Below are 18,757 nucleotides of genomic sequence, written 5' to 3' on the forward strand. Positions count from 1 at the left end.
ATCCTTGCGACCGAGGCGACCACGACGCCCGGTGCTCGTTGTATGTGTCGAATGTGCGCCTGCTAGAGGGCCCCCGCACCACCGCCTGATCCCGCGCCCCGAAGCGGGACCGCCGCGCCCTGTGTCCGTACCACGTACGTGACCGGGCTGCCCCGCGCACACGTTCTCCTCCCGGTTCCATCGCCATCGCGAGAACCGTGCCGCGTTCCGACCGAATGCACCCGTGCCCGGCGCACACCCACGCCCCGCACTCGACAGTGACGGAATTCCCAGTGATCACGACAACGGGCCTCACCAAGGTCTACCGCTCGCGCGGCCGTGAAGTGACCGCCCTCGACGGCGTCGATCTGCATGTCCGCGAAGGCGAGGTGTACGGCGTCATCGGCCAGTCCGGCGCCGGCAAGTCCTCGCTCATCCGCTGCGTCAACCTCCTGGAGCGTCCCACCTCCGGCACGGTCACCGTCGCCGGCCAGGACCTCACCGCCCTCGCCGGGCGCGGCCCGCGCGCCGGCCGGGAGCTCCGCCGGGCGCGCAGCCGGATCGGCATGGTCTTCCAGCACTTCAACCTGCTGTCCTCCCGGACCGTCCAGGACAACGTCGAGCTGCCGCTCGAGATCCTCGGCCTCTCGGGGAAGCAGCGGTCCTCCAAGGCCCTCGAACTCCTCGACCTGGTCGGTCTCTCCGACAAGGCCAGGGCGTACCCCGCGCAGCTCTCCGGCGGTCAGAAGCAGCGCGTCGGCATCGCCCGTGCGCTGGCCGGCGACCCGAAGGTGCTGCTCTCCGACGAGGCGACCAGCGCCCTCGACCCGGAGACCACCCGTTCCATCCTCCAGCTGCTGCGCGACCTGAACCGCCGGCTGGGCCTGACCGTCCTGCTCATCACCCACGAGATGGACGTCGTCAAGACGGTCTGCGACTCGGCCGCGCTGATGGAGAACGGCCGCATCGTCGAGTCAGGCACCGTCAGCGAACTCCTCGCGACGCCCGGCTCCGAGCTGGCCTCCGCGCTCTTCCCGGTCAGCGGCGAGGCCTCCGGCGACGACCGCACCGTCATCGACGTCACCTTCCACGGGGAGTCGGCCACCCAGCCCGTCATCTCGCAGCTCTCGCGCACCTACAACATCGACATCTCCATCCTCGGCGCCGCGATGGACACCGTCGCGGGCAAGCAGGTCGGCCGGATGCGCATCGAACTGCCCGGCCGCTACGAGGAGAACGTCGTGCCGATCGGCTTCCTGCGCGAGCAGGGCCTGCAGATCGACATCCAGGGCCAGGAGCCCGTTCTGGTGAAGGAAGGTGCCCTGTGACCTGGTCGGAGATGCAGCCGCTGCTGTCCCAGGCGTGTTGGGACACGCTCTACATGGTCGGCTGGTCCACGCTGATAGCGATCGTCGGTGGTCTGCCGCTCGGCATCCTGCTCGTCCTCACCGACCGCGGCGGACTCCTGCAGAACGTGGTCGTGAACAAGGTCGTCGGGCAGGTCGTGAACGTCGCCCGCTCGCTGCCCTTCATCATCCTGATGGTCGCGCTGATGAGCTTCACGCGCACGATCACGGGAACGACCATCGGGCGCGACGCGGCGATCGTGCCGCTCGCCGTCGGCGCGATCCCGTTCTTCGCTCGGCTGGTCGAGACGGCTGTCCGCGAGGTGGACGGCGGGCTCGTCGAGGCCGTGCAGGCGATGGGCGGCAACACCTGGACCGTCGTCCGCAGGGTCCTCGTACCGGAGTCGCTGCCCTCGCTGATCTCGTCGGCGACCACCACGGTCGTCGCCCTCATCGGCTACTCGGCGATGGCCGGCACCGTCGGCGCGGGCGGCCTCGGCGACATCGCGATCCGCTACGGCTACCAGCGTTTCGAGACCGGAATGATGTGGATCACGGTCGCCATCCTGGCCGTCGCCATCTCGCTCATCCAGTTCGCCGGCGACTACGCGGCCCGCACCCTGCACCGCCGCGGCGGGCACTCCGGTGCCGCCCCGAAGCTGCGGTTCCTGAAGTCCAGGGAGCCCGCCGCCGCGGACGTCGGCAAGGCCGCCTGAAGACCTCCGGCGGCCCGCCCCAGGTCCCCGGCCCTCCCTCCCGCAGATTTCCCCGTTCACCCACGACGGGGCAGCTCCGCCCATAAGGAAAGGCACTTTTCGTGCGTAACACCGCCAAGATCACCACTGCCGTCCTCGCCGCCGGAGCCCTCACCCTGGGGCTCTCCGCCTGCGGCTCGGACAAGGACTCGTCCTCGTCCTCGGCCGACAGGAGCGGGCCGCTCGTCGTCGCCGCCAGCCCGGTCCCGCACGCCGAGATCCTCAACTTCATCAAGGACCACCTGGCGAAGAAGGCGGGCCTCGACCTGGAGGTCAAGGAGTTCCAGGACTACATCGTGCCGAACACGGCGACCGAGGACGGCTCGGTGGACGCCAACTACTTCCAGAACCAGCCGTACCTCGACGACTTCAACCAGAAGCGCGGCACGCACATAGTGCCCGTCGTCACGGTGCACCTGGAGCCGCTCGGCCTCTACTCCCACAAGGTGAAGAGCGCCGACGCCCTGAAGAGCGGAGCGACCGTCGCGGTCCCGAACGACGCGGTCAACGAGGCACGTGCCCTGAAGCTGCTCGCGTCCAAGGGGCTCATCACCCTCAAGGACGACGCCGGCAACACGGCGACCCCGCAGGACATCTCGAAGAACCCGAAGAACCTCAAGTTCAAGGAGGTCGAGGCGGCGCAGACCCCGCGCTCCCTGGACGACGTGGACGCGGCGGTCATCAACGGCAACTACGCCATAGCCGCCGACCTCAAGCCCGCGAAGGACGCCCTCGTCCTGGAGTCGGCGACGAACAACCCGTACGGCAACTTCCTCGCCGTCAAGAAGGGCAACGAGGACGACCCGCGCGTGAAGAAGCTCGCGAAGCTCCTCACCTCGCCCGAGGTCAAGAAGTTCATCGAGGACAAGTACGCCGGCTCCGTCATTCCGTCCTTCAAGTAGGCCGGGGACCGGGCCACTTACGACCGGCGGCCTCCCTCGTCACCGCACGGGGTCCACTCCATTACCCGGAGTGGACCCCGTTGTGCCGTTCAGTGGTTTCATGCTGCATGCTGGGCAGTTCAGCGGACCCGACGGTATATCAGGTCCGGAGTCCCCGACGGTTACGGAGCGTCGCATGACGAGCACCTTCCCCGACATCTCCATCAGCACGGAGCGGTTGGTCCTGCGTGCGCTCGACGAGGACGACGTTTCACCGCTGGCCGAGATGATGAACGACGAGATGGTGGCGGCCTGGACGTCGATCCCGCAGCCGTTCTCGGAGGACGGTGCCCGCGACTGGATCACCGACTACGCGCCCACGGAGCGCACGGAGGGGCGTGGACTCGACCTCGCCGTCACCGAGTTCCTCACCCAGCGCCTGGTCGGCATCATCCAACTCGGCAAGACGAACTGGCGCGTTCGCTCCACCGAGCTCTCCTACATCATCGCCCCCTGGGCGCGCGGCGAGGGCTACGCGTCCGAAGCCGCGCTCGCCACCGCCCGATGGCTCTTCCGCGACCAGAAGTTCGAGCGCATCGAACTGCGTACGGCTGCCGGCAACACCGCCTCGCAGCAGGTCGCCCAGAAGATCGGCTGCATCAGCGAGGGAGTGCTGCGCAACGCCTGCATAGCGCGCACTCGGACCGAGGCCGGCGCCTGGGTCGACCTGCGCACCGACTTCATCGTGTGGAGTCTGGTGCCGGAGGACCTCGACGGCATGGGCGGACGCCTCGCCGACACCGGCGGTTTCACGTCGTTCAACGACTGGAACTGAGCGGGCCGGGCAGACGTACGGCATTCCGCGCGCCGTACCCTCACCGACGTGCGGGAACGCTCGCGGTGAGTCATATACGGTCGCGTCGAGTCATATGGGTGTACGGGAGTCACCTCACCGGACTCCGGTGTCATGGACCCGACGCGTGATCCCGGGTACGACGGGACCGCTCCCGCGCCGCGCCGACCGGCCCGGCGCCTCCGGGTCGCACCAGGTACCCTCACGGAGCCCGCCCGGGCTGCACCTGACGACCTGCGAAGACCTTCTGGAGACTGAGGACGATGGCCGACCGGGTCACGGTGATCGGCTGGGACGGCTCGCCGCTGACCGCCGCCGCGCGCTCCGCTCTCGGTGCCGCCACGCTGGTGGCCGGCGCGGCCCACCATCTCGCACTCCCCGAGGTGCCCGCGGGCGCCGAACGCATCCGACTCGGCAGCGTGGGCCTCGCCGCCCGCCGGATCGCGAGCCACCGGGGCACCGCCGTCGTCCTCGCCGACGGGGACCCCGGATTCTTCGGCGTCGTACGCACCCTGCGCGCACCCGAGTTCGGCCTGGAGGTCGAAGTCGTGCCCGGCGTCTCCTCGGTGGCCGCGGCCTTTGCCCGTGCCGGAATGCCCTGGGATGACGCGCAAGTGGTCGTCGCACACAGCCGCACCCTGCGACGCGCGGTGAATGTATGCCGAGCCCACACCAAAGTCGCTGTCCTCACCTCACCTGGCGCCGGACCCGCCGAACTCGGGCTGCTCCTCGAAGGAGTGCACCGCACCTTCGTCATCTGCGAAGAGCTCGGCACCACCCGTGAACAGGTCACGATCCTGACCTCCGACAAGGCGGCCGACCACACCTGGCGCGACCCGAACGTCGTGATCGTCATCGGTGGCTTCGTGGCCGCTGCCGAAGGGGGCGGCTGGATCGCCGGCCGGGAGCCCGGCGGCGAGCCGCGCGGCTGGGCGCTGCCCGCCGGGGCCTACGGCGGCGCACTCGGCGAAGGCGAGACGGATCTGCTGCGCGCCGCCCAACTTGCCCGGCTGGGACCGCGCGTCGGCGACCTCGTCTGGGACATCGGCTCCGGCAGCGGCGCCTTCGCCATCGAGGCCGCCCGCACCGGTGCCGCCGTCATCGCGGTCGACCGCAGTCCGGGCTCCTGCGCCCGCACCGAGCACTCGGCCCGCCGCTACGGAGTCCAGATGCAGATCGTGCACGGCAGCGCCCCGCACATCCTGGAGGACCTGCCCGAACCGGACGTCGTCCGCGTCGGCGGCGGGGGAGCGGCGGTCGTCTCCGCCGTCGCCGATCGCCGGCCCCAGCGCATCGTCGCGCACGCCGCGACCCGGGACGCCGCCGAACTCATCGGCCGCGATCTGACCGAGCACGGCTACGACGTCGAGTGCGCCCTCATTCAGTCCGTCGAACTCGATACAAGGGCCTGGACGGAGAAGGAACGGAGCGTCGCGTTCCTGCTCAGCGGCCGTCTGCCGGATCGCGCCCCGTGATCCTGTTGTCCTACTGCGCGCGGTAGGCTGGCCGATCGTTGTACCGCTCCCGGGGGGTCGGCCTTTCGTAGGTCAATGTCCGGAAAACCCGCCCGTTTTGAGGCGTGTGTGGTACGGCAGAACCGGAGGACGCGCAACGTGGCGCAGTCCACAGCGGGCGCTCGCGGATCACGCTGTCGCGAGGGCGGGATGACCGGGACAATGCCAGTTAATGGCTTTGTCGTCTTTGTTGGCCGGTCGTTCGTGCCGCTGGGCACGCACGCTCGTTCTTCACTGTGGGGCGGTCGGTGCGCCGTTCCGGGCGAGCTGGACTTGGAAGCACTAACCGATGGGCGAGGGGTACGCATGACCGACACCGGCCAGGTCCCGGGCGAGGGATTGCCGGAGAACGCAGGCATGGTGGAGCAGCCGGGCGTCACCACGCCGGGCGGGTACACCTTCCTCGACCCCTCCGAGAGCTCCGTCGAGGACGACGACCTCCTCCTGATGCCGGGCGCGCCCGGTGCCCAGGGCGCCTGGGGCAACGAGGTGCCGCCGCCGGCCCCGATGCCCTTCACCGACGAGCCCGGCCCGCACGAGACGGCCGGGCGGGACACCGGCGCGATCGACCTCGCCGCGGTCCGCGCGCCGAGCCCGGCGCCCGCCCCGCAGCCCGTGTCGCCGCGCCGTCCGCTGCACCTCGGCCCGCCCACGCCGGACGGGTCCGCCAGCCCGGTGCGCTCTCTCGCCGACCGCGGACCCGCGGGCTCCCGCACTGGCTCCATGGCCAGCCCCGTCGCTCCTCCGCGTCACGCCGGCCCGCCGACCGTCGGTCCCGAGTACTTGGACGTGCCCCAGCTGGGCGAGGCGCTCCCGCAGGGTGCGGCGGCGTGGGGGACTCCGCCGGTGGAAGGCGAGGCCCTGGCTGCAGAAACGGTCGTCCCGGAGGCGGGACAGATGTCCGGATCCGCGGTGAGCGTGGAGGCCGGACCGCTTGGCGAGGTGCCGCAGGCCGCGGAGGCCGAGCAGGCGCCCGGGTTCGTGGCGACGCCCTTCGTGCCCGACCCGGCCCCGGAGCCCGACGCCGCGCAGGCGCCGCTGCCGCAGGCCGACGAGATGTCGCTCGACCTCCAGGACCGGGCGGACGGGCAGGCGCCCGAGGCCGCGCCCGCGACGGACGGCTCGCCCGCCCCGCAGGCTCCCGACGCCCCACAGTTCCCCGACGCTCCGCAGTTCCCGGACGCCCCGCACACCCTCGGTACGCCGGACGGCACCGACGCCGCCGGACAGGCCGTCGGCGCGGCGGAGACGTCCGTGCAGGAGGCCGCACCGGTGCGGACCCCCGAGGACGCCGGGCACGTCGTGCCCCCGCAGCACCCCGCTCCCGCCGAGGACCCCGCCGCCGCACAGGTCCCGCCGCAGCCCGTCGGCCAGGACCTGTACGGAGCCGACCCGGCCGAGCCCGGAGCCCAGGAGGCCGGGTTCGCCGACCCCGTCCACATGCCGGAACCGGCTGTCCGATTCGCGGACGAGGACTCCTTGCCGGGAACCGAGCAGTCCGTCGGTGCCGCGTCCCCGATCGCTTTCGACGCGCCGGAGTCCGCGCTGTCGGCGCTCTCCGCGCGCTCGGCGGAAGCCTGGCAGGGCGGGCAGGACGTCGGCGTCGAAGAGTTCCAGGCACAGCAGTTCGACGACCGGCCCGCGTTCGCCGAGAACGGCGCCGCCCGCTCCGAGGACGCCGCCTTCTCCCACAACGGCGCCGCCTTCGCCGGGCCCGGCACCACCGAGGCCCAGCACGGCGTGCCGGTGGGCGTGGCCGCGCACTCGGACGCCTCCCACTCCGCCGCGGGACACTCCCACGGCGACCAGCACTACGCGAGTGCCCTGGACACGGCGGGCGCCCCCGGATTCCCCGGCGCGCCCCTGGTGCCCCAGGTCGACCGGAGCCTCGGCCAGTTCGTGCCGGTCGACGGCACGGTGCCGACGACCCCGCACCTGGCGCCGACCCCGCCGCACGCCATGACCGTGCCGCCGCTGCCCGTCGAGGAGCGGCCGGCCCAGGAGTCCGCGGAGGCCGCGGTCGTCATGGCACCGGCCCCGATCGAGGAGATCGCCGGGGCGCCGGCGGAGCCCGTCGCGCAGGCGCCCGTGCCCGCCCCCCGGGAAGCGGAGGCCGCGCCCGAGGTCATGCCCGAGCCCGCCCCCGTACCGGACCCGCTCGCCGCGGAGCCGGAACCCGTAGTCGCACAGCAAGCGGAGGACCTGCGCACCCAGGTCGCCGACCAGGAAGAGAGCACGGCCGTGGTGGAAGACGTACGAGAGTCCACCGGTCCGGCGGCACCCGGCTACAGCGACGCCGAGCGCGAGGCCGTCCTGCGCGTGATCCGCGAGCGCCGTGACATCCGCAACGGCTTCCGCAGCGACCCGATCCCGCACGACGTGCTGCTGCGCGTCCTTGAGGCCGCGCACACCGCGCCGTCCGTCGGTCATTCGCAGCCCTGGGACTTCGTCGTCATCCGCTCCGCCGACACCCGGCGCAGCATGCACGAACTCGCCCAGCGCCAGCGCGAGGCCTACGCCAAGTCGCTTCCCAAGGGTCGCGCCAAGCAGTTCAAGGAACTGAAGATCGAGGCCATCCTCGACACCCCGGTCAACATCGTCGTCACCGCCGACCCGACCCGGGGCGGCCGGCACACCCTGGGCCGGCACACCCAGCCGCAGATGGCTCCGTACTCCTCCGCCCTCGCGGTCGAGAACCTGTGGCTCGCGGCCCGCGCCGAGGGCCTCGGCGTCGGCTGGGTCAGTTTCTTCGACGAGCGGGAGATGGTCCGCGCGCTGGGCCTGCCCGAGCACCTCGACGTGGTCGCCTACCTCTGCGTCGGATACGTCGACGAGTTCCCCGACGAGCCCGAGCTGATGCAGGCCGGCTGGTCCAAGCGCCGCCCCCTGTCGTGGGTCGTGCACGAGGAGACGTACGGCCGCCGCGCGCTGCCCGGCGAGGAGCCGCACGACCTGCTCGCCGAGACGGTCTCCAACATCCGCCCGCTGGACGCCAAGGCGCTGGGCGAGGCGTGGGAGCGCCAGAAGCGGATGACCAAGCCCGCGGGCGCCCTCGGCATGCTGGAGATCATCTCCGCGCAGCTGTCGGGCCTGTCCCGGATGTGCCCGCCGCCGATCCCGGAGCCCGCCGCCGTCGCGATCTTCGCGGGCGACCACGGCGTCCACGCGCAGGGCGTCACGCCCTGGCCGCAGGAGGTCACCGGGCAGATGGTCGCCAACTTCCTGGGCGGCGGCGCGGTCTGCAACGCGTTCGCCAACCAGGTGGGCGCCGAGGTCTGTGTCGTCGACGTGGGTGTCGCCTCCGACCTGCCGGCCACACCGGGCCTGCTGCCGCGCAAGGTCCGCGCGGGCACCGCCGACATGACCACGGGTCCCGCCATGACCCGCGAAGAGGCGATCGCGGCGCTGGAGGTGGGCATCGAGACGGCCCGCGACCTGGTGGCCGCGGGCAACAAGGCGCTGCTGACCGGCGAGATGGGCATCGCCAACACGACCGCGTCGGCGGCCCTGATCTCGGTCTTCACCGGCGCCGACCCCGCCGAGGTGACGGGCCGCGGTACCGGCATCAACGACGAGACCCTGGCCCGCAAGACCGAGGTAGTCCGCCGTGCCATCGACTTCCACCAGCCGGACCCGGCCGACCCGATCGGCGTCCTCGCGGCGATCGGCGGCCTCGAACACGCCGCCATGGTCGGCCTCCTCCTCGGCGGCGCGTCCCTGCGGACGCCGGTGATCCTGGACGGCGTCAGCGCCGGCGCCGCCGCACTCGTGGCCCGCGCCATCGCCCCCGAGGTCCTGGCCGCCTGCATCGCGGGTCACCGCAGCGCGGAGCCCGGTCACGTGGCCGCCCTGAACAAGCTGGGCCTGCGCCCCCTGATCGACCTCGACCTGCGTCTGGGCGAGGGCACCGGCGCCCTCCTGGCCCTCCCCATCGTCCAGAGCGCGGCGCGGGCGATGCACGAGGTCGCGACGTTCGACTCGGCCGGGGTGACCGAGAAGTAGTCCGACGGCACCGGCGGGGTGGGCAGGCGTTCCGAGCTGCCCACCCGGCCCCGCCGTAGTCTGGACCCCTGTCCGGACCCGTACCGAAGAACCCCACGTCAGGGCCGTTCCAAAGCCGCAGCGCGCCCACCGCACCGCCTGCCCGTACGAGGAGCCGCACCTCCATGGCCGAACACCCCGCCTACCCCGTAGGCCTCCGCCTCGCCGGCCGTCGTGTCGTCGTCCTCGGCGGTGGCCAGGTGGCCCAGCGCCGGCTTCCCGCACTCATCGCGGCGGGCGCGGACATCCACCTCGTGTCACCCGAGGCGACACCGTCCGTCGAGGCGATGGCGGACGGGGGCGAGATCTCCTGGACCCGGCGTCCGTACGAGGAGGGCGACCTCGCCGACGCCTGGTACGCGCTGATCGCCACGAGCGACCCGAAGGCCAGTGCGGACGCCTCGGCCGAGGCGGAGCGCAACCGCGTCTGGTGCGTCCGCTCGGACGACGCCGACGCGGCGACCGCGTGGACCCCGGCCACCGGCCACAGCGAGGGCGTGACCGTCGCCGTCCTCACCACGAACGCCAAGGGCCGCGACCCCCGCCACACGGCCGCCATCCGCGACGCCGTGGTCGAGGGGCTGCGCGACGGCACGCTCGTCGCGCCGCACCACCGCACCCGTACCCCCGGCGTCGCCCTGGTCGGCGGCGGGCCCGGCGACCCCGACCTGATCACGGTCCGCGGCCGCCGGCTGCTCGCCGAGGCCGACGTGGTCATCGCCGACCGCCTCGGCCCCCGCGACCTGCTCGCCGAACTCCCGCCGCACGTCGAGGTGATCGACGCGGCGAAGATCCCGTACGGACGGTTCATGGCCCAGGAGGCCATCAACAACGCGCTCATCGAGCACGCGAAGCAGGGCAAGTCCGTCGTCCGGCTGAAGGGCGGCGACCCGTTCGTCTTCGGCCGGGGCATGGAGGAGGCCCAGGCGCTCGCCGAGGCGGGCATCGCCTGCACGATCGTCCCCGGCATCTCCAGCTCGATCTCGGTGCCGGGCGCGGCGGGCATCCCGGTCACCCACCGGGGTGTCGCACATGAGTTCACCGTGGTCAGCGGTCATGTCGCCCCCGACGACGAGCGCTCCCTCGTCGACTGGCCGGCCCTCGCCAAGCTGCGCGGCACCCTCGTCGTCCTCATGGGCGTCGACAAGATCGGCAGGATCGCCGACACGCTCGTGGCGCACGGCAGGCCGGCCGACACCCCCGTCGCCCTCGTACAGGAGGGCACGACCGCGGCACAGCGCCGGGTCGACGCCACCCTGGACACCGTCGCCGAGACCGTTCGCGCCGAGGACGTACGGCCGCCCGCGGTCATCGTCATCGGCGAGGTCGTGAACGTCGGCTCCGGACTTCCCGAGTAACCACGGGTAACCCAACCCGTTCCCAGCCGTTGGCACCACACCCAGGACAAGGCAGTATCACCCTGTGGCCGATCTCATCACCGTCGAGAATCCCGACGACCCGCGTCTGCGCGACTACACGGGCCTGACCGACGTGGAACTGCGCCGCAAGCGCGAACCCGCCGAGGGCCTGTTCATCGCCGAGGGCGAGAAAGTCATCAGACGGGCCAAGGACGCCGGGTACGAGATGCGCTCGATGCTGCTGTCCGCCAAGTGGGTCGACGTCATGCGCGACGTCATCGACGAGCTCCCGGCACCCGTCTACGCGGTCAGCCCGGAGCTCGCCGAGCAGGTCACCGGCTATCACGTGCACCGGGGAGCGCTCGCCTCGATGCAGCGCAAGCCGCTGCCGACGGCGGACGAACTGCTGCGGTCCACCCGCCGGGTCGTCGTCATGGAGTCGGTCAACGACCACACCAACATCGGCGCCATCTTCCGCTCCGCCGCCGCTCTCGGCATGGACGCGGTGCTGCTGTCCCCGGACTGTGCCGACCCCCTGTACCGCCGCTCGGTGAAGGTGTCGATGGGCGCGGTCTTCTCGGTCCCGTACGCCCGTCTCGACACCTGGCCCAAGGGCCTGGAATCGGTGCGCGACGCCGGGTTCAAGCTGCTCGCCCTCACCCCGGACGAGAAGGCCAGCTCCCTCGACGAGGCCGCCCCGCAGCGGATGGACCGGGTCGCGCTGATGCTCGGCGCGGAGGGCGACGGTCTGTCCACCCGGGCCCTGATGGCGGCCGACGAATGGGTCCGCATCCCGATGGCCCACGGAGTCGACTCCCTGAACGTCGGCGCGGCGGCCGCGGTCGCCTTCTACGCGGTGGCGACGGGCCGCCCCGAGAACTGAGGGTCACCCACCCCCCGCAGCACCGCCCGGGCTCCGGTCCGCCACCGGTTCTCCGGTGTCCCTATGGACCGTCACGTTCCCAGGCGCCCCTGAGCTCTCTGTTCCTGGTGTACGCCGCCGCGCGGGCCGTCGTCGAGCCCGCGGGACGGCCCCTGGCACCCCTGGGCCGCCGCGATTCCGAGCGCGACCAGCAGCGTCACCACCACGAACACGAAGAGCCGCTGGCGCAGCAGCCTGGGATTGGCGGGCCGCCTGCCGGTTCCGGTGGTGCGCGGACCCGGCCGTCCGGTGCCGCTGCGGGGCGCGGGCCTGTTCCCGGTGCGGCCGGTGTTGCGGACGGGCGCCGGCCGGGATCCCGACCGCGATCCGCCGTTCGTCCCGCCGGCGCGCGGCGGGGGAGTGGTTCCCGGGCGCCGCTGGGTGCGCTGCTCGGCGTACTGCTCGGCCAGGCGCCCCGTCGGCCGGTCCGGGTCCGTGCGCGGCGCGGGCGGCCGGGCGTCCGGCATGCCCTGGGCCTCGCGGGCCGCGATCTCCTTGAGCCGCAAGGACAGTTGGAGGGTGCTGGGCCGCTCCTCGGGGTCCTTCGCCAGACAGGCCCTGACGAGCGGTGCGAGCGCGTCCGGGACCCCGTGCAGATGCGGCTCCTCGTGCACCACCCGGTAGAGCATCACTTCGGAACTGCCCTGTCCGAAGGGCGAGTCCTGGGTCGCCGCGTACGCGAGCGTGGCCCCGAGCGCGAACACGTCCGTGGCCGGGGTGACGGCGGCACCGCGCACCTGCTCCGGCGCCAGGAAGCCGGGGGACCCGACCGCCGTGCCGACGTGCGTGAGCGTGCTCGCCCCGGTCGCCCACGCGATGCCGAAGTCGATGATCCGCGGCCCCTTCGGGGACAGCAGGATGTTGGACGGCTTGAGGTCGCGGTGGACCACCCCGGCCTCGTGCACCGCGACCAGGCCCTCGGAGAGGGCGGCGCCCACGGCGGCCACGTCGGCGGCCGACAGCGGCCCCTCCTCGGCGACCTTGTCGTGCAGGGAGGGGCCGGGCACGTACTGCGTGGCGAACCACGGCCGGTCCGCCTCCAGGTCGGCGGCGACGAGCCGGGCCGTGCAGCCGCCCCTGATCCGCCGTGCCGCCGAGACCTCGCGTGCGAACCGCGAGCGGAACTCCTGATCCTCCGCCAGATCCGGCCGGATCACCTTCAGTGCGACCCGCTGGCCACGCCGGTCGGAGCCCAGGTAGACAACACCCATACCGCCCGCGCCGAGCCGTCGGTGAAGCCTGAACGAGCCGACGACACGCGGGTCCTCGCGCCTCAGGCGCATCATCGCCATGTCCATCCCCGCTGCCCGGTCCGTTTGACGAGCCACAGCTTACGTTTCCGCGGCCGGGTGCGCGCAGAGGCCGCGCCCTCTCGTCCCGATCGATTGTCAGTGCCGGGTGGGAAACTTGAGAGGTGGTCAGAGAGCGTGGGAACTGGGCCTCTTTGGGCTGCCTGTGATCCCAACCATCCATCGCAGAAGGGGGATTGAGCCCGTGAAGGGTGACCGCGTGGAGATAGTCGTGGACGCAGGGGACACGACGCGGACGTACGAGGTGGTGGCGAGCAGGGCGGGCCGCCGGGTGGAGACGGCGGTGCGCCGAGGTGTCGTGGAAGTGAGCGAAGTCACTCGAAACGGAACAGTGGTACGGACCGCCCGCTTCATGGCGACTCGGGTGCTGGCACTCGTCGAGCAGCCGGTTCCCCGGGAGGACAGCTCGGAACAGTAGGGGCACATCGGACACCCCCTCCGGGAAGACCCTGAGACCTGGGTCCACGTATCCACCCACGGTAGTAGTCCGCAGGTCATGGCTCATCCTCCGGGAGGCCCGGCAATCGGTACGAGGGCATGACGACCCGACGTCGCCACGCGCCTACATTTGAGGTCAAGCGGCGGGTGCAGCACTCGTCCCCCGAGGTCAGACACCCGCCGCTGCCAGGCACAACAGAAGCTCGGTCAGGAGAGGGACCATGGCCCAGACGGCACCGCGGACAGAGCTCCGCACGCAGGGACGCAAGGCGTACATCGCAGCGTTCGGCACTCGCCAGGGTCAGCGCCACCCCTTGGTGGCGACAGCGATGGTCCTTCCCCTGGCGGCCCTGCTCGTAGTCGTCTTCGGCGGCTGGGACGCGGTGGTCACACAGGCGTCGTCCGTGGGCGTGATGCTGGGGCGCTGAGCGGCGCCCCAGGCCCGGAAGAGCGGTCCGGGCGGGGACATCCGGCCATGAAACCCCGTGGGGACGGGGGTGCGGCGGACGGCACAAAGATGCCCGCGCAGCTGGGGAGCTGCGCGGGCATCTTTATTTTGCTGCGGGCTGCGGGCTGCGGGCTGCGGGCTGCGGGCTGCGTGCCGGGCGCCGTGTGCCGCCCGTTGCGGGGCGGGTGCTTTGCGACGCCCCTCCCGCACATTGCGTCCGCTGTGCGGGGGTATCGCGGTCCGGGGATCAGGGGTCCAGCGATGTGCCGGGATGCCGGGGGCCGGGGGTTCATGGAGGTGCCGGGATGTCGGCTCCGGGGTGCCACGTGTTCGGGTGTAGGGGTGCCGCCGTTCCCAGGGGTGGCTGTGTCTCGTGCCCGCGTGTGGGGGTGCCACCGTGTCCCCGTGCAGGGGTGCCGCCGTTCCCGGTGGCTGTGCCGCGTGCCCGCGTGTGGGGGTGCCACCGTGTCCCCGTGCAGGGGTGCCGCCGTTCCCGGTGGCTGTGCCGCGTGCCCCCGTGTGGGGGTGCCACCGTGCCCCCGTGCAGGGGTGCCGCCGTTCCCGGTGGCTGTGCCGCGTGCCCCCGTGTGGGGGTGCCACCGTGCCCCCGTGCAGGGGTGCCGCCGTGTCCGGGTCCGGGGGTGCCGCGTGCGGGGGTGTCGGCGTGCCCGCGTGCGAGGGTGTCGTCGTGTGCCGGTCCGGGGTGCCGCGTGCCCGGGGGTGGGGGTGCCGCTGTGCTGGGCTCTGCCTTCGGATGCGTACGCTCACCGGCAGGTGTCGTACAGGCCCGTCGTACAGCCCCAGGGGGAACCGTGACCGCAGACAGGCTGCTGCCCGCGCTCGCCGCCGCGGTGCGCCACGCGACCCACCCGGCGACGGCTGTGCCCGGCCCGCGCGGTGCCTGCGCCTGCGGTGCCGAGGACGGGCTCCTCGCGGACCGTGACGACGGCACCGTGGTCCGGCACGGCGACTTCGTCGCCAAGGCCCACGCCCCGGACACGGACCCCGCCGCGCTCGCCCTCCGCCTCTCCGCGGCCGCGGGGCTCCCCGGCATCCTGCTGCCGCCGCTGAACCCCACCCCCGCCGACCTTCTCGGCCGCCGGGTGACCCTCTGGCCGTACGGCGGTCCCGTCGACCCCGACAGCCCCGACGCGGCCCCCTGGGAAGCGGCCGCGACCCTGCTGGCCCGCCTGCACCGGGCTCCCGCCCCGGACGGGCTGCCGCCCATGCGCGGGCCCGTCAAGGCCGCCCGCGCGATGGCCCGGCTGCGCGCGGCCGGCCCGCACCCGGCCGCCGCCCCGGTCCTGAGGGCCTGGGCGGCCCTGCCCGGCTGGGCGCGGGCCGAGGCCCCGATGCCGGACACCATGACCCTGTGCCACGGTGACCTGCACCTCGGCCAGCTCGTACGCCACCCCGCGCCGGACGGTCCCTGGCTGCTCATCGACGTCGACGACCTGGGCGTCGGCGACCCGACTTGGGACCTGGCCCGTCCGGCGGCCTGGTACGCCTGCGGGCTGCTGCCGCCCGACGAGTGGCTCCGCTTCCTGACCGCCTACCGGGACGCGGGCGGCCCGGCCGTTCCCGCCGACGGCGATCCCTGGCCCGCCCTGGACGTCGCGGCCCGCGCCCTCACCGTCCAGACCGCGGCCCTGGCCGTCGCCAAGTCCGCCGCCGCGGACCGGCCGTTGGACGAGGCGCAGCAGGCCGTGGTCGACGCCTGTGACCGAATGAGTGCGGTCCCGCCCGAGCTGGCCCGAGGTTTCGCGACGTAGGGTGCAACCGATCGAAGCAGGACAGTGTCTGTCCTGGCGGAAGCAGTACCGACCGGCGAGGAGTTGAGCCGAGCATGCAGTGTCCGAAATGCCATGCGCCGATGCACACGTACACCCGCAATGGCGTCCAGATCGAGCAGTGCAGCGGCTGCCGCGGGATATTTCTCGACTACGGCGAGCTGGAGGCACTGACCCGCGTGGAGTCGCAGTGGTCCCAGCCCGCGCCGCCGCCCCCGAGCGCCCCGCAGGCGTACCCGTCGGCCCCGGCCCCCGCCTGGGGTGCCCCGCAGCACGGCGGCCACGGCGGCGGCCACTACGGCGGTCACGGCAGCCACCACCGGCACAAGAGCTTCGGCCACATGCTCTTCTCGTCCTGAACGACCGAAGGGGCCTCCTCCTGAGCGGAGGGGCCCCTTCGTCGTCTTCAGGGCCGTCGTGTTCCGGACCTTGGTGACGGCCCACCACGGCCGGAACACGACGAAGCCCCCGACCGTACGAGACGGCCAGGGGCTTTGCTGGTGCGCGATACTGGGATTGAACCAGTGACCTCTTCCGTGTCAGGGAAGCGCTCTCCCGCTGAGCTAATCGCGCGGGTCACGCGGCCGGAGCCACGCTTGCTGCTGTTACTGCGTGCGCGATACTGGGATTGAACCAGTGACCTCTTCCGTGTCAGGGAAGCGCTCTCCCGCTGAGCTAATCGCGCGGGGATCCTCGCGGATCGAGTCCTTGCGGACCAGTGGACGATACTGGGATTGAACCAGTGACCTCTTCCGTGTCAGGGAAGCGCTCTCCCGCTGAGCTAATCGTCCTTGGAGGTGGAGACGGGATTTGAACCCGTGTAGACGGCTTTGCAGGCCGTTGCCTCGCCTCTCGGCCACTCCACCAGGAGTGCGGGTTCGGGAAGATCCCCCACTTCCTGCGAGCGGACGACCAGGTTCGAACTGGCGACCTCAACCTTGGCAAGGTTGCGCTCTACCAACTGAGCTACGTCCGCTTGTCGTTTCCGTGGCGCTTGCGCGTCCCGGCGACGAGTTGAACTCTAGCGGATTCCCGGGCCAGCACAAAAACGCGTTTGTGCAGCGTGCTGCGGTCTGTCCGCCCGAGGACATGGTCAGGGCACCCGCAGGACACCCGCCCTAGACTCGACTGCGTGCTCGACCTCCCTCCTCTCGCCCGCTTCGGTGGCCTCGTCGCGACCGGTCTCCTCGATGTCACCAGCGATCCCGCGGCCCTGGACTCGGCCGGCTTCTGGGCCGTCTCGGCCGACTTCGAGGGGCGTCTGACCTGCGCCCGCTTCCGGGACGTACGAGAGGAGCCGGTACCCGCGCCGGTGCCAGGACAGTGGCACGGCCCGGCGGCCGGTGACTGGAAGTCGTCCCTCGACCGCGCCGCGTACACGGCCGGGGTACGACGTATCCGCGAGCACATCGCGGCCGGCGAGGTCTATCAGGCGAACCTCTGCCGTGTGCTCTCCGCGCCCGTCCCGCCCGACGCCGACGTCGACGCGCTGACCGCTCTGCTGGCCCGCGGCAACCCGGCGCCGTACGCGGGAACGATTCGGCTGCCGGATCACGGAGTGGAGATAGCCACCGCCTCCCCGGAACTCTTCGTGCGCCGCGCGGGCCGCTCCGTCGAGTCCGGCCCGATCAAGGGCACCGGACGCACCGAGGCGGACCTCCTGGACAAGGACTACGCCGAGAACGTGATGATCGTGGACCTCGTCCGCAACGACATCGGCCAGGTCTGCGCCACCGGCACCGTGACCGTGCCCGACCTGTGCGTCGTCGAGAAGCACCCGGGGCTCGTGCACCTCGTCTCCACCGTCAGCGGCGACCTGCGCGAGGACGTCGGCTGGCCCGGACTCCTGGCCGCGGCCTTCCCGCCCGGCTCGGTCACCGGCGCCCCGAAATCCAGCGCGCTGCGGATCATCGACGCCCTGGAGACAGCGCCGCGCGGCCCCTACTGCGGAGGCGTCGGCTGGGTCGACGCCGACCGCGGCACCGGCGAGCTGGCCGTGGGCATCCGTACGTTCTGGATCGACCGCGCCGACGGCGTCCTGCGCTTCGGCACGGGGGCGGGCATCACCTGGGGGTCCGACCCCGACGGGGAGTGGCGGGAGACCGAGCTGAAGGCGTCCCGGCTGCTCGCGGTAGCGTCGGGAACGTACGACGCGGGTGACGGGACTCCCGCGGATTGACCACGGACGGAACGGACGGGTCCGGTTCCGGGGGCAAGCCGGGAACCGGGGCCGGAACGCCACGCCGGACGACACGTCCGGCACATTCACACATGCGAGGTAGGGACCAGTGAAGCTTTGGCTCGACGGCGGGCTGCAGGACACCGAGGCCGCCCGCGTCTCCGTCTTCGACCACGGACTGACCGTGGGTGACGGCATCTTCGAGACCGTGAAGGCGGTCGACGGCCGGCCCTTCGCGCTGACCCGCCACCTCGACCGGCTGGCCCGCTCGGCGCGCGGTCTCGGTCTTCCCGAGCCGGACGCCGACGAGGTGCGCCGCGCCTGCGCCGCCGTCCTCGACGCCAACCCGATGCCGCTCGGCCGGCTCCGCATCACCTACACCGGCGGCCACGGCCCGCTCGGCTCCGACCGCGGAGAGCACGGTCCGACCCTCGTCGTCGCGCTCGGCACCTCAGCCCCGCGCCCCGACTCCACGGCCGTCGTCACCGTCCCCTGGACCCGCAACGAGCGCGGCGCCCTGACCGGCCTCAAGACCACCTCGTACGCCGAGAACGTGGTCGCCCTGGCCCGCGCGCATGAACACGGGGCCTCCGAGGCGCTGTTCGCCAACACGGTGGGCCAACTCTGCGAGGGCACCGGGTCGAACGTCTTCGTCGTCCTCGACGGCGAGATCCACACCCCGCCGGTCGCCTCCGGCTGCCTCGCCGGCATCACCCGTGCCCTCACGGTCGAATGGACCGGCGCCAAGGAGACCGACCTGCCGCTGGACGTCCTGGAGCGCGCCGACGAGATCTTCCTGACCTCCACACTGCGCGACGTGCAGGCCGTGCACCGGGTCGACGACCGTGAACTGCCGGGCGCACCGGGCCCGGTGACCGCCAAGGCGATGCGCGTCTTCGACGAGCGGGCCGGGGACGACCTCGATCCCTGACGGTCTCCGGAG

At 72.2% G+C, this 18,757-nt stretch carries 15 protein-coding genes and 5 tRNA genes; 14 read left to right on the forward strand and 6 right to left on the reverse strand.

Going from position 1 to position 18,757, the window contains the following annotated elements; all coding sequences use genetic code 11:
• The first annotated feature begins 215 nt into the window (after positions 1-215).
• From ACFYR3_RS11510 to ACFYR3_RS11545, 8 genes are all read left to right on the forward strand, one after another.
• Positions 216-1,307, forward strand: coding sequence for a methionine ABC transporter ATP-binding protein (locus ACFYR3_RS11510; protein ID WP_389282714.1), 1,092 nt, complete (start codon positions 216-218; stop codon positions 1,305-1,307).
• A complete protein-coding gene (locus tag ACFYR3_RS11515; RefSeq protein WP_355839653.1) occupies positions 1,304-2,041 on the forward strand; it encodes a methionine ABC transporter permease in 738 nt (245 codons plus the stop codon). The genes ACFYR3_RS11510 and ACFYR3_RS11515 overlap by 4 nt, the downstream gene beginning before the upstream one ends.
• Before the next feature lie 101 nt (positions 2,042-2,142).
• The gene (locus tag ACFYR3_RS11520) at positions 2,143-2,982 is read left to right on the forward strand and encodes a MetQ/NlpA family ABC transporter substrate-binding protein (protein WP_356785892.1); all 840 of its coding nucleotides are present in this window, start codon (positions 2,143-2,145) and stop codon (positions 2,980-2,982) included.
• A 175-nt stretch (positions 2,983-3,157) separates the two neighbouring features.
• Positions 3,158-3,796 carry a GNAT family N-acetyltransferase gene (locus tag ACFYR3_RS11525; protein WP_355839649.1) on the forward strand — a complete coding sequence of 213 codons (639 nt, stop codon included), beginning with the start codon at positions 3,158-3,160 and terminating at the stop codon, positions 3,794-3,796.
• 281 nt (positions 3,797-4,077) lie between these two features.
• On the forward strand, positions 4,078-5,289 hold the full coding sequence (gene cbiE / locus ACFYR3_RS11530) for a precorrin-6y C5,15-methyltransferase (decarboxylating) subunit CbiE (protein ID WP_355839647.1): 1,212 nt from the start codon (positions 4,078-4,080) through the stop codon (positions 5,287-5,289).
• A 345-nt stretch (positions 5,290-5,634) separates the two neighbouring features.
• The gene (gene cobT / locus ACFYR3_RS11535; protein WP_389282575.1) at positions 5,635-9,330 is read left to right on the forward strand and encodes a nicotinate-nucleotide--dimethylbenzimidazole phosphoribosyltransferase; all 3,696 of its coding nucleotides are present in this window, start codon (positions 5,635-5,637) and stop codon (positions 9,328-9,330) included.
• A 164-nt stretch (positions 9,331-9,494) separates the two neighbouring features.
• Positions 9,495-10,727, forward strand: a complete 1,233-nt coding sequence (cobA, locus tag ACFYR3_RS11540) for a uroporphyrinogen-III C-methyltransferase (RefSeq protein WP_389282577.1) — start codon at positions 9,495-9,497, stop codon at positions 10,725-10,727.
• A gap of 64 nt (positions 10,728-10,791) precedes the next feature.
• Positions 10,792-11,610, forward strand: a complete 819-nt coding sequence (locus ACFYR3_RS11545) for an RNA methyltransferase (RefSeq protein ID WP_355839641.1) — start codon at positions 10,792-10,794, stop codon at positions 11,608-11,610.
• Between the two features lie 71 nt (positions 11,611-11,681).
• On the opposite strand, the gene ACFYR3_RS11550 is transcribed toward ACFYR3_RS11545, so the two are convergent.
• The gene (locus ACFYR3_RS11550) at positions 11,682-12,947 is read right to left on the reverse strand and encodes a serine/threonine-protein kinase (RefSeq protein ID WP_355839997.1); all 1,266 of its coding nucleotides are present in this window, start codon (positions 12,945-12,947) and stop codon (positions 11,682-11,684) included.
• 196 nt (positions 12,948-13,143) lie between these two features.
• Here ACFYR3_RS11550 and ACFYR3_RS11555 point away from each other — a divergent pair, with 196 nt between their 5' ends.
• From ACFYR3_RS11555 to ACFYR3_RS11570, 4 genes are all read left to right on the forward strand, one after another.
• A complete protein-coding gene (locus ACFYR3_RS11555; RefSeq protein WP_261702819.1) occupies positions 13,144-13,377 on the forward strand; it encodes a hypothetical protein in 234 nt (77 codons plus the stop codon).
• A 241-nt stretch (positions 13,378-13,618) separates the two neighbouring features.
• Positions 13,619-13,825, forward strand: coding sequence for a hypothetical protein (locus ACFYR3_RS11560; protein ID WP_355839639.1), 207 nt, complete (start codon positions 13,619-13,621; stop codon positions 13,823-13,825).
• 832 nt (positions 13,826-14,657) lie between these two features.
• Complete coding sequence (locus tag ACFYR3_RS11565) at positions 14,658-15,617, forward strand: phosphotransferase (RefSeq protein ID WP_389282580.1); 960 nt, start codon at positions 14,658-14,660, stop codon at positions 15,615-15,617.
• A gap of 74 nt (positions 15,618-15,691) precedes the next feature.
• Complete coding sequence (locus ACFYR3_RS11570) at positions 15,692-15,994, forward strand: zf-TFIIB domain-containing protein (RefSeq protein WP_355839635.1); 303 nt, start codon at positions 15,692-15,694, stop codon at positions 15,992-15,994.
• A gap of 139 nt (positions 15,995-16,133) precedes the next feature.
• Here the strand turns inward: ACFYR3_RS11570 and ACFYR3_RS11575 are convergent.
• The 5 genes from ACFYR3_RS11575 to ACFYR3_RS11595 all read right to left on the reverse strand — a co-directional run bounded on the left by ACFYR3_RS11575 (position 16,134) and on the right by ACFYR3_RS11595 (position 16,611).
• Positions 16,134-16,208, reverse strand: a tRNA-Val gene (locus ACFYR3_RS11575).
• 40 nt (positions 16,209-16,248) lie between these two features.
• Positions 16,249-16,320 (reverse strand) — tRNA-Val (locus ACFYR3_RS11580).
• 34 nt (positions 16,321-16,354) lie between these two features.
• Positions 16,355-16,426: transfer RNA gene (locus ACFYR3_RS11585), tRNA-Val, on the reverse strand.
• A gap of 1 nt (position 16,427) precedes the next feature.
• Positions 16,428-16,501, reverse strand: a tRNA-Cys gene (locus tag ACFYR3_RS11590).
• Positions 16,502-16,538: 37 nt separating this feature from the next.
• A tRNA-Gly gene (locus tag ACFYR3_RS11595) sits at positions 16,539-16,611 on the reverse strand.
• A gap of 156 nt (positions 16,612-16,767) precedes the next feature.
• On the opposite strand from ACFYR3_RS11595, the gene ACFYR3_RS11600 reads away from it, so the two are divergent.
• The gene (locus tag ACFYR3_RS11600; RefSeq protein ID WP_355839633.1) at positions 16,768-17,814 is read left to right on the forward strand and encodes a chorismate-binding protein; all 1,047 of its coding nucleotides are present in this window, start codon (positions 16,768-16,770) and stop codon (positions 17,812-17,814) included.
• Between the two features lie 109 nt (positions 17,815-17,923).
• A complete protein-coding gene (locus ACFYR3_RS11605) occupies positions 17,924-18,745 on the forward strand; it encodes an aminodeoxychorismate lyase (RefSeq protein WP_355839631.1) in 822 nt (273 codons plus the stop codon).
• The last annotated feature ends 12 nt before the right edge of the window (positions 18,746-18,757 follow it).

The sequence above is a fragment of the Streptomyces sp. NPDC005784 genome, from assembly GCF_042871525.1.
Taxonomy (GTDB): domain Bacteria; phylum Actinomycetota; class Actinomycetes; order Streptomycetales; family Streptomycetaceae; genus Streptomyces.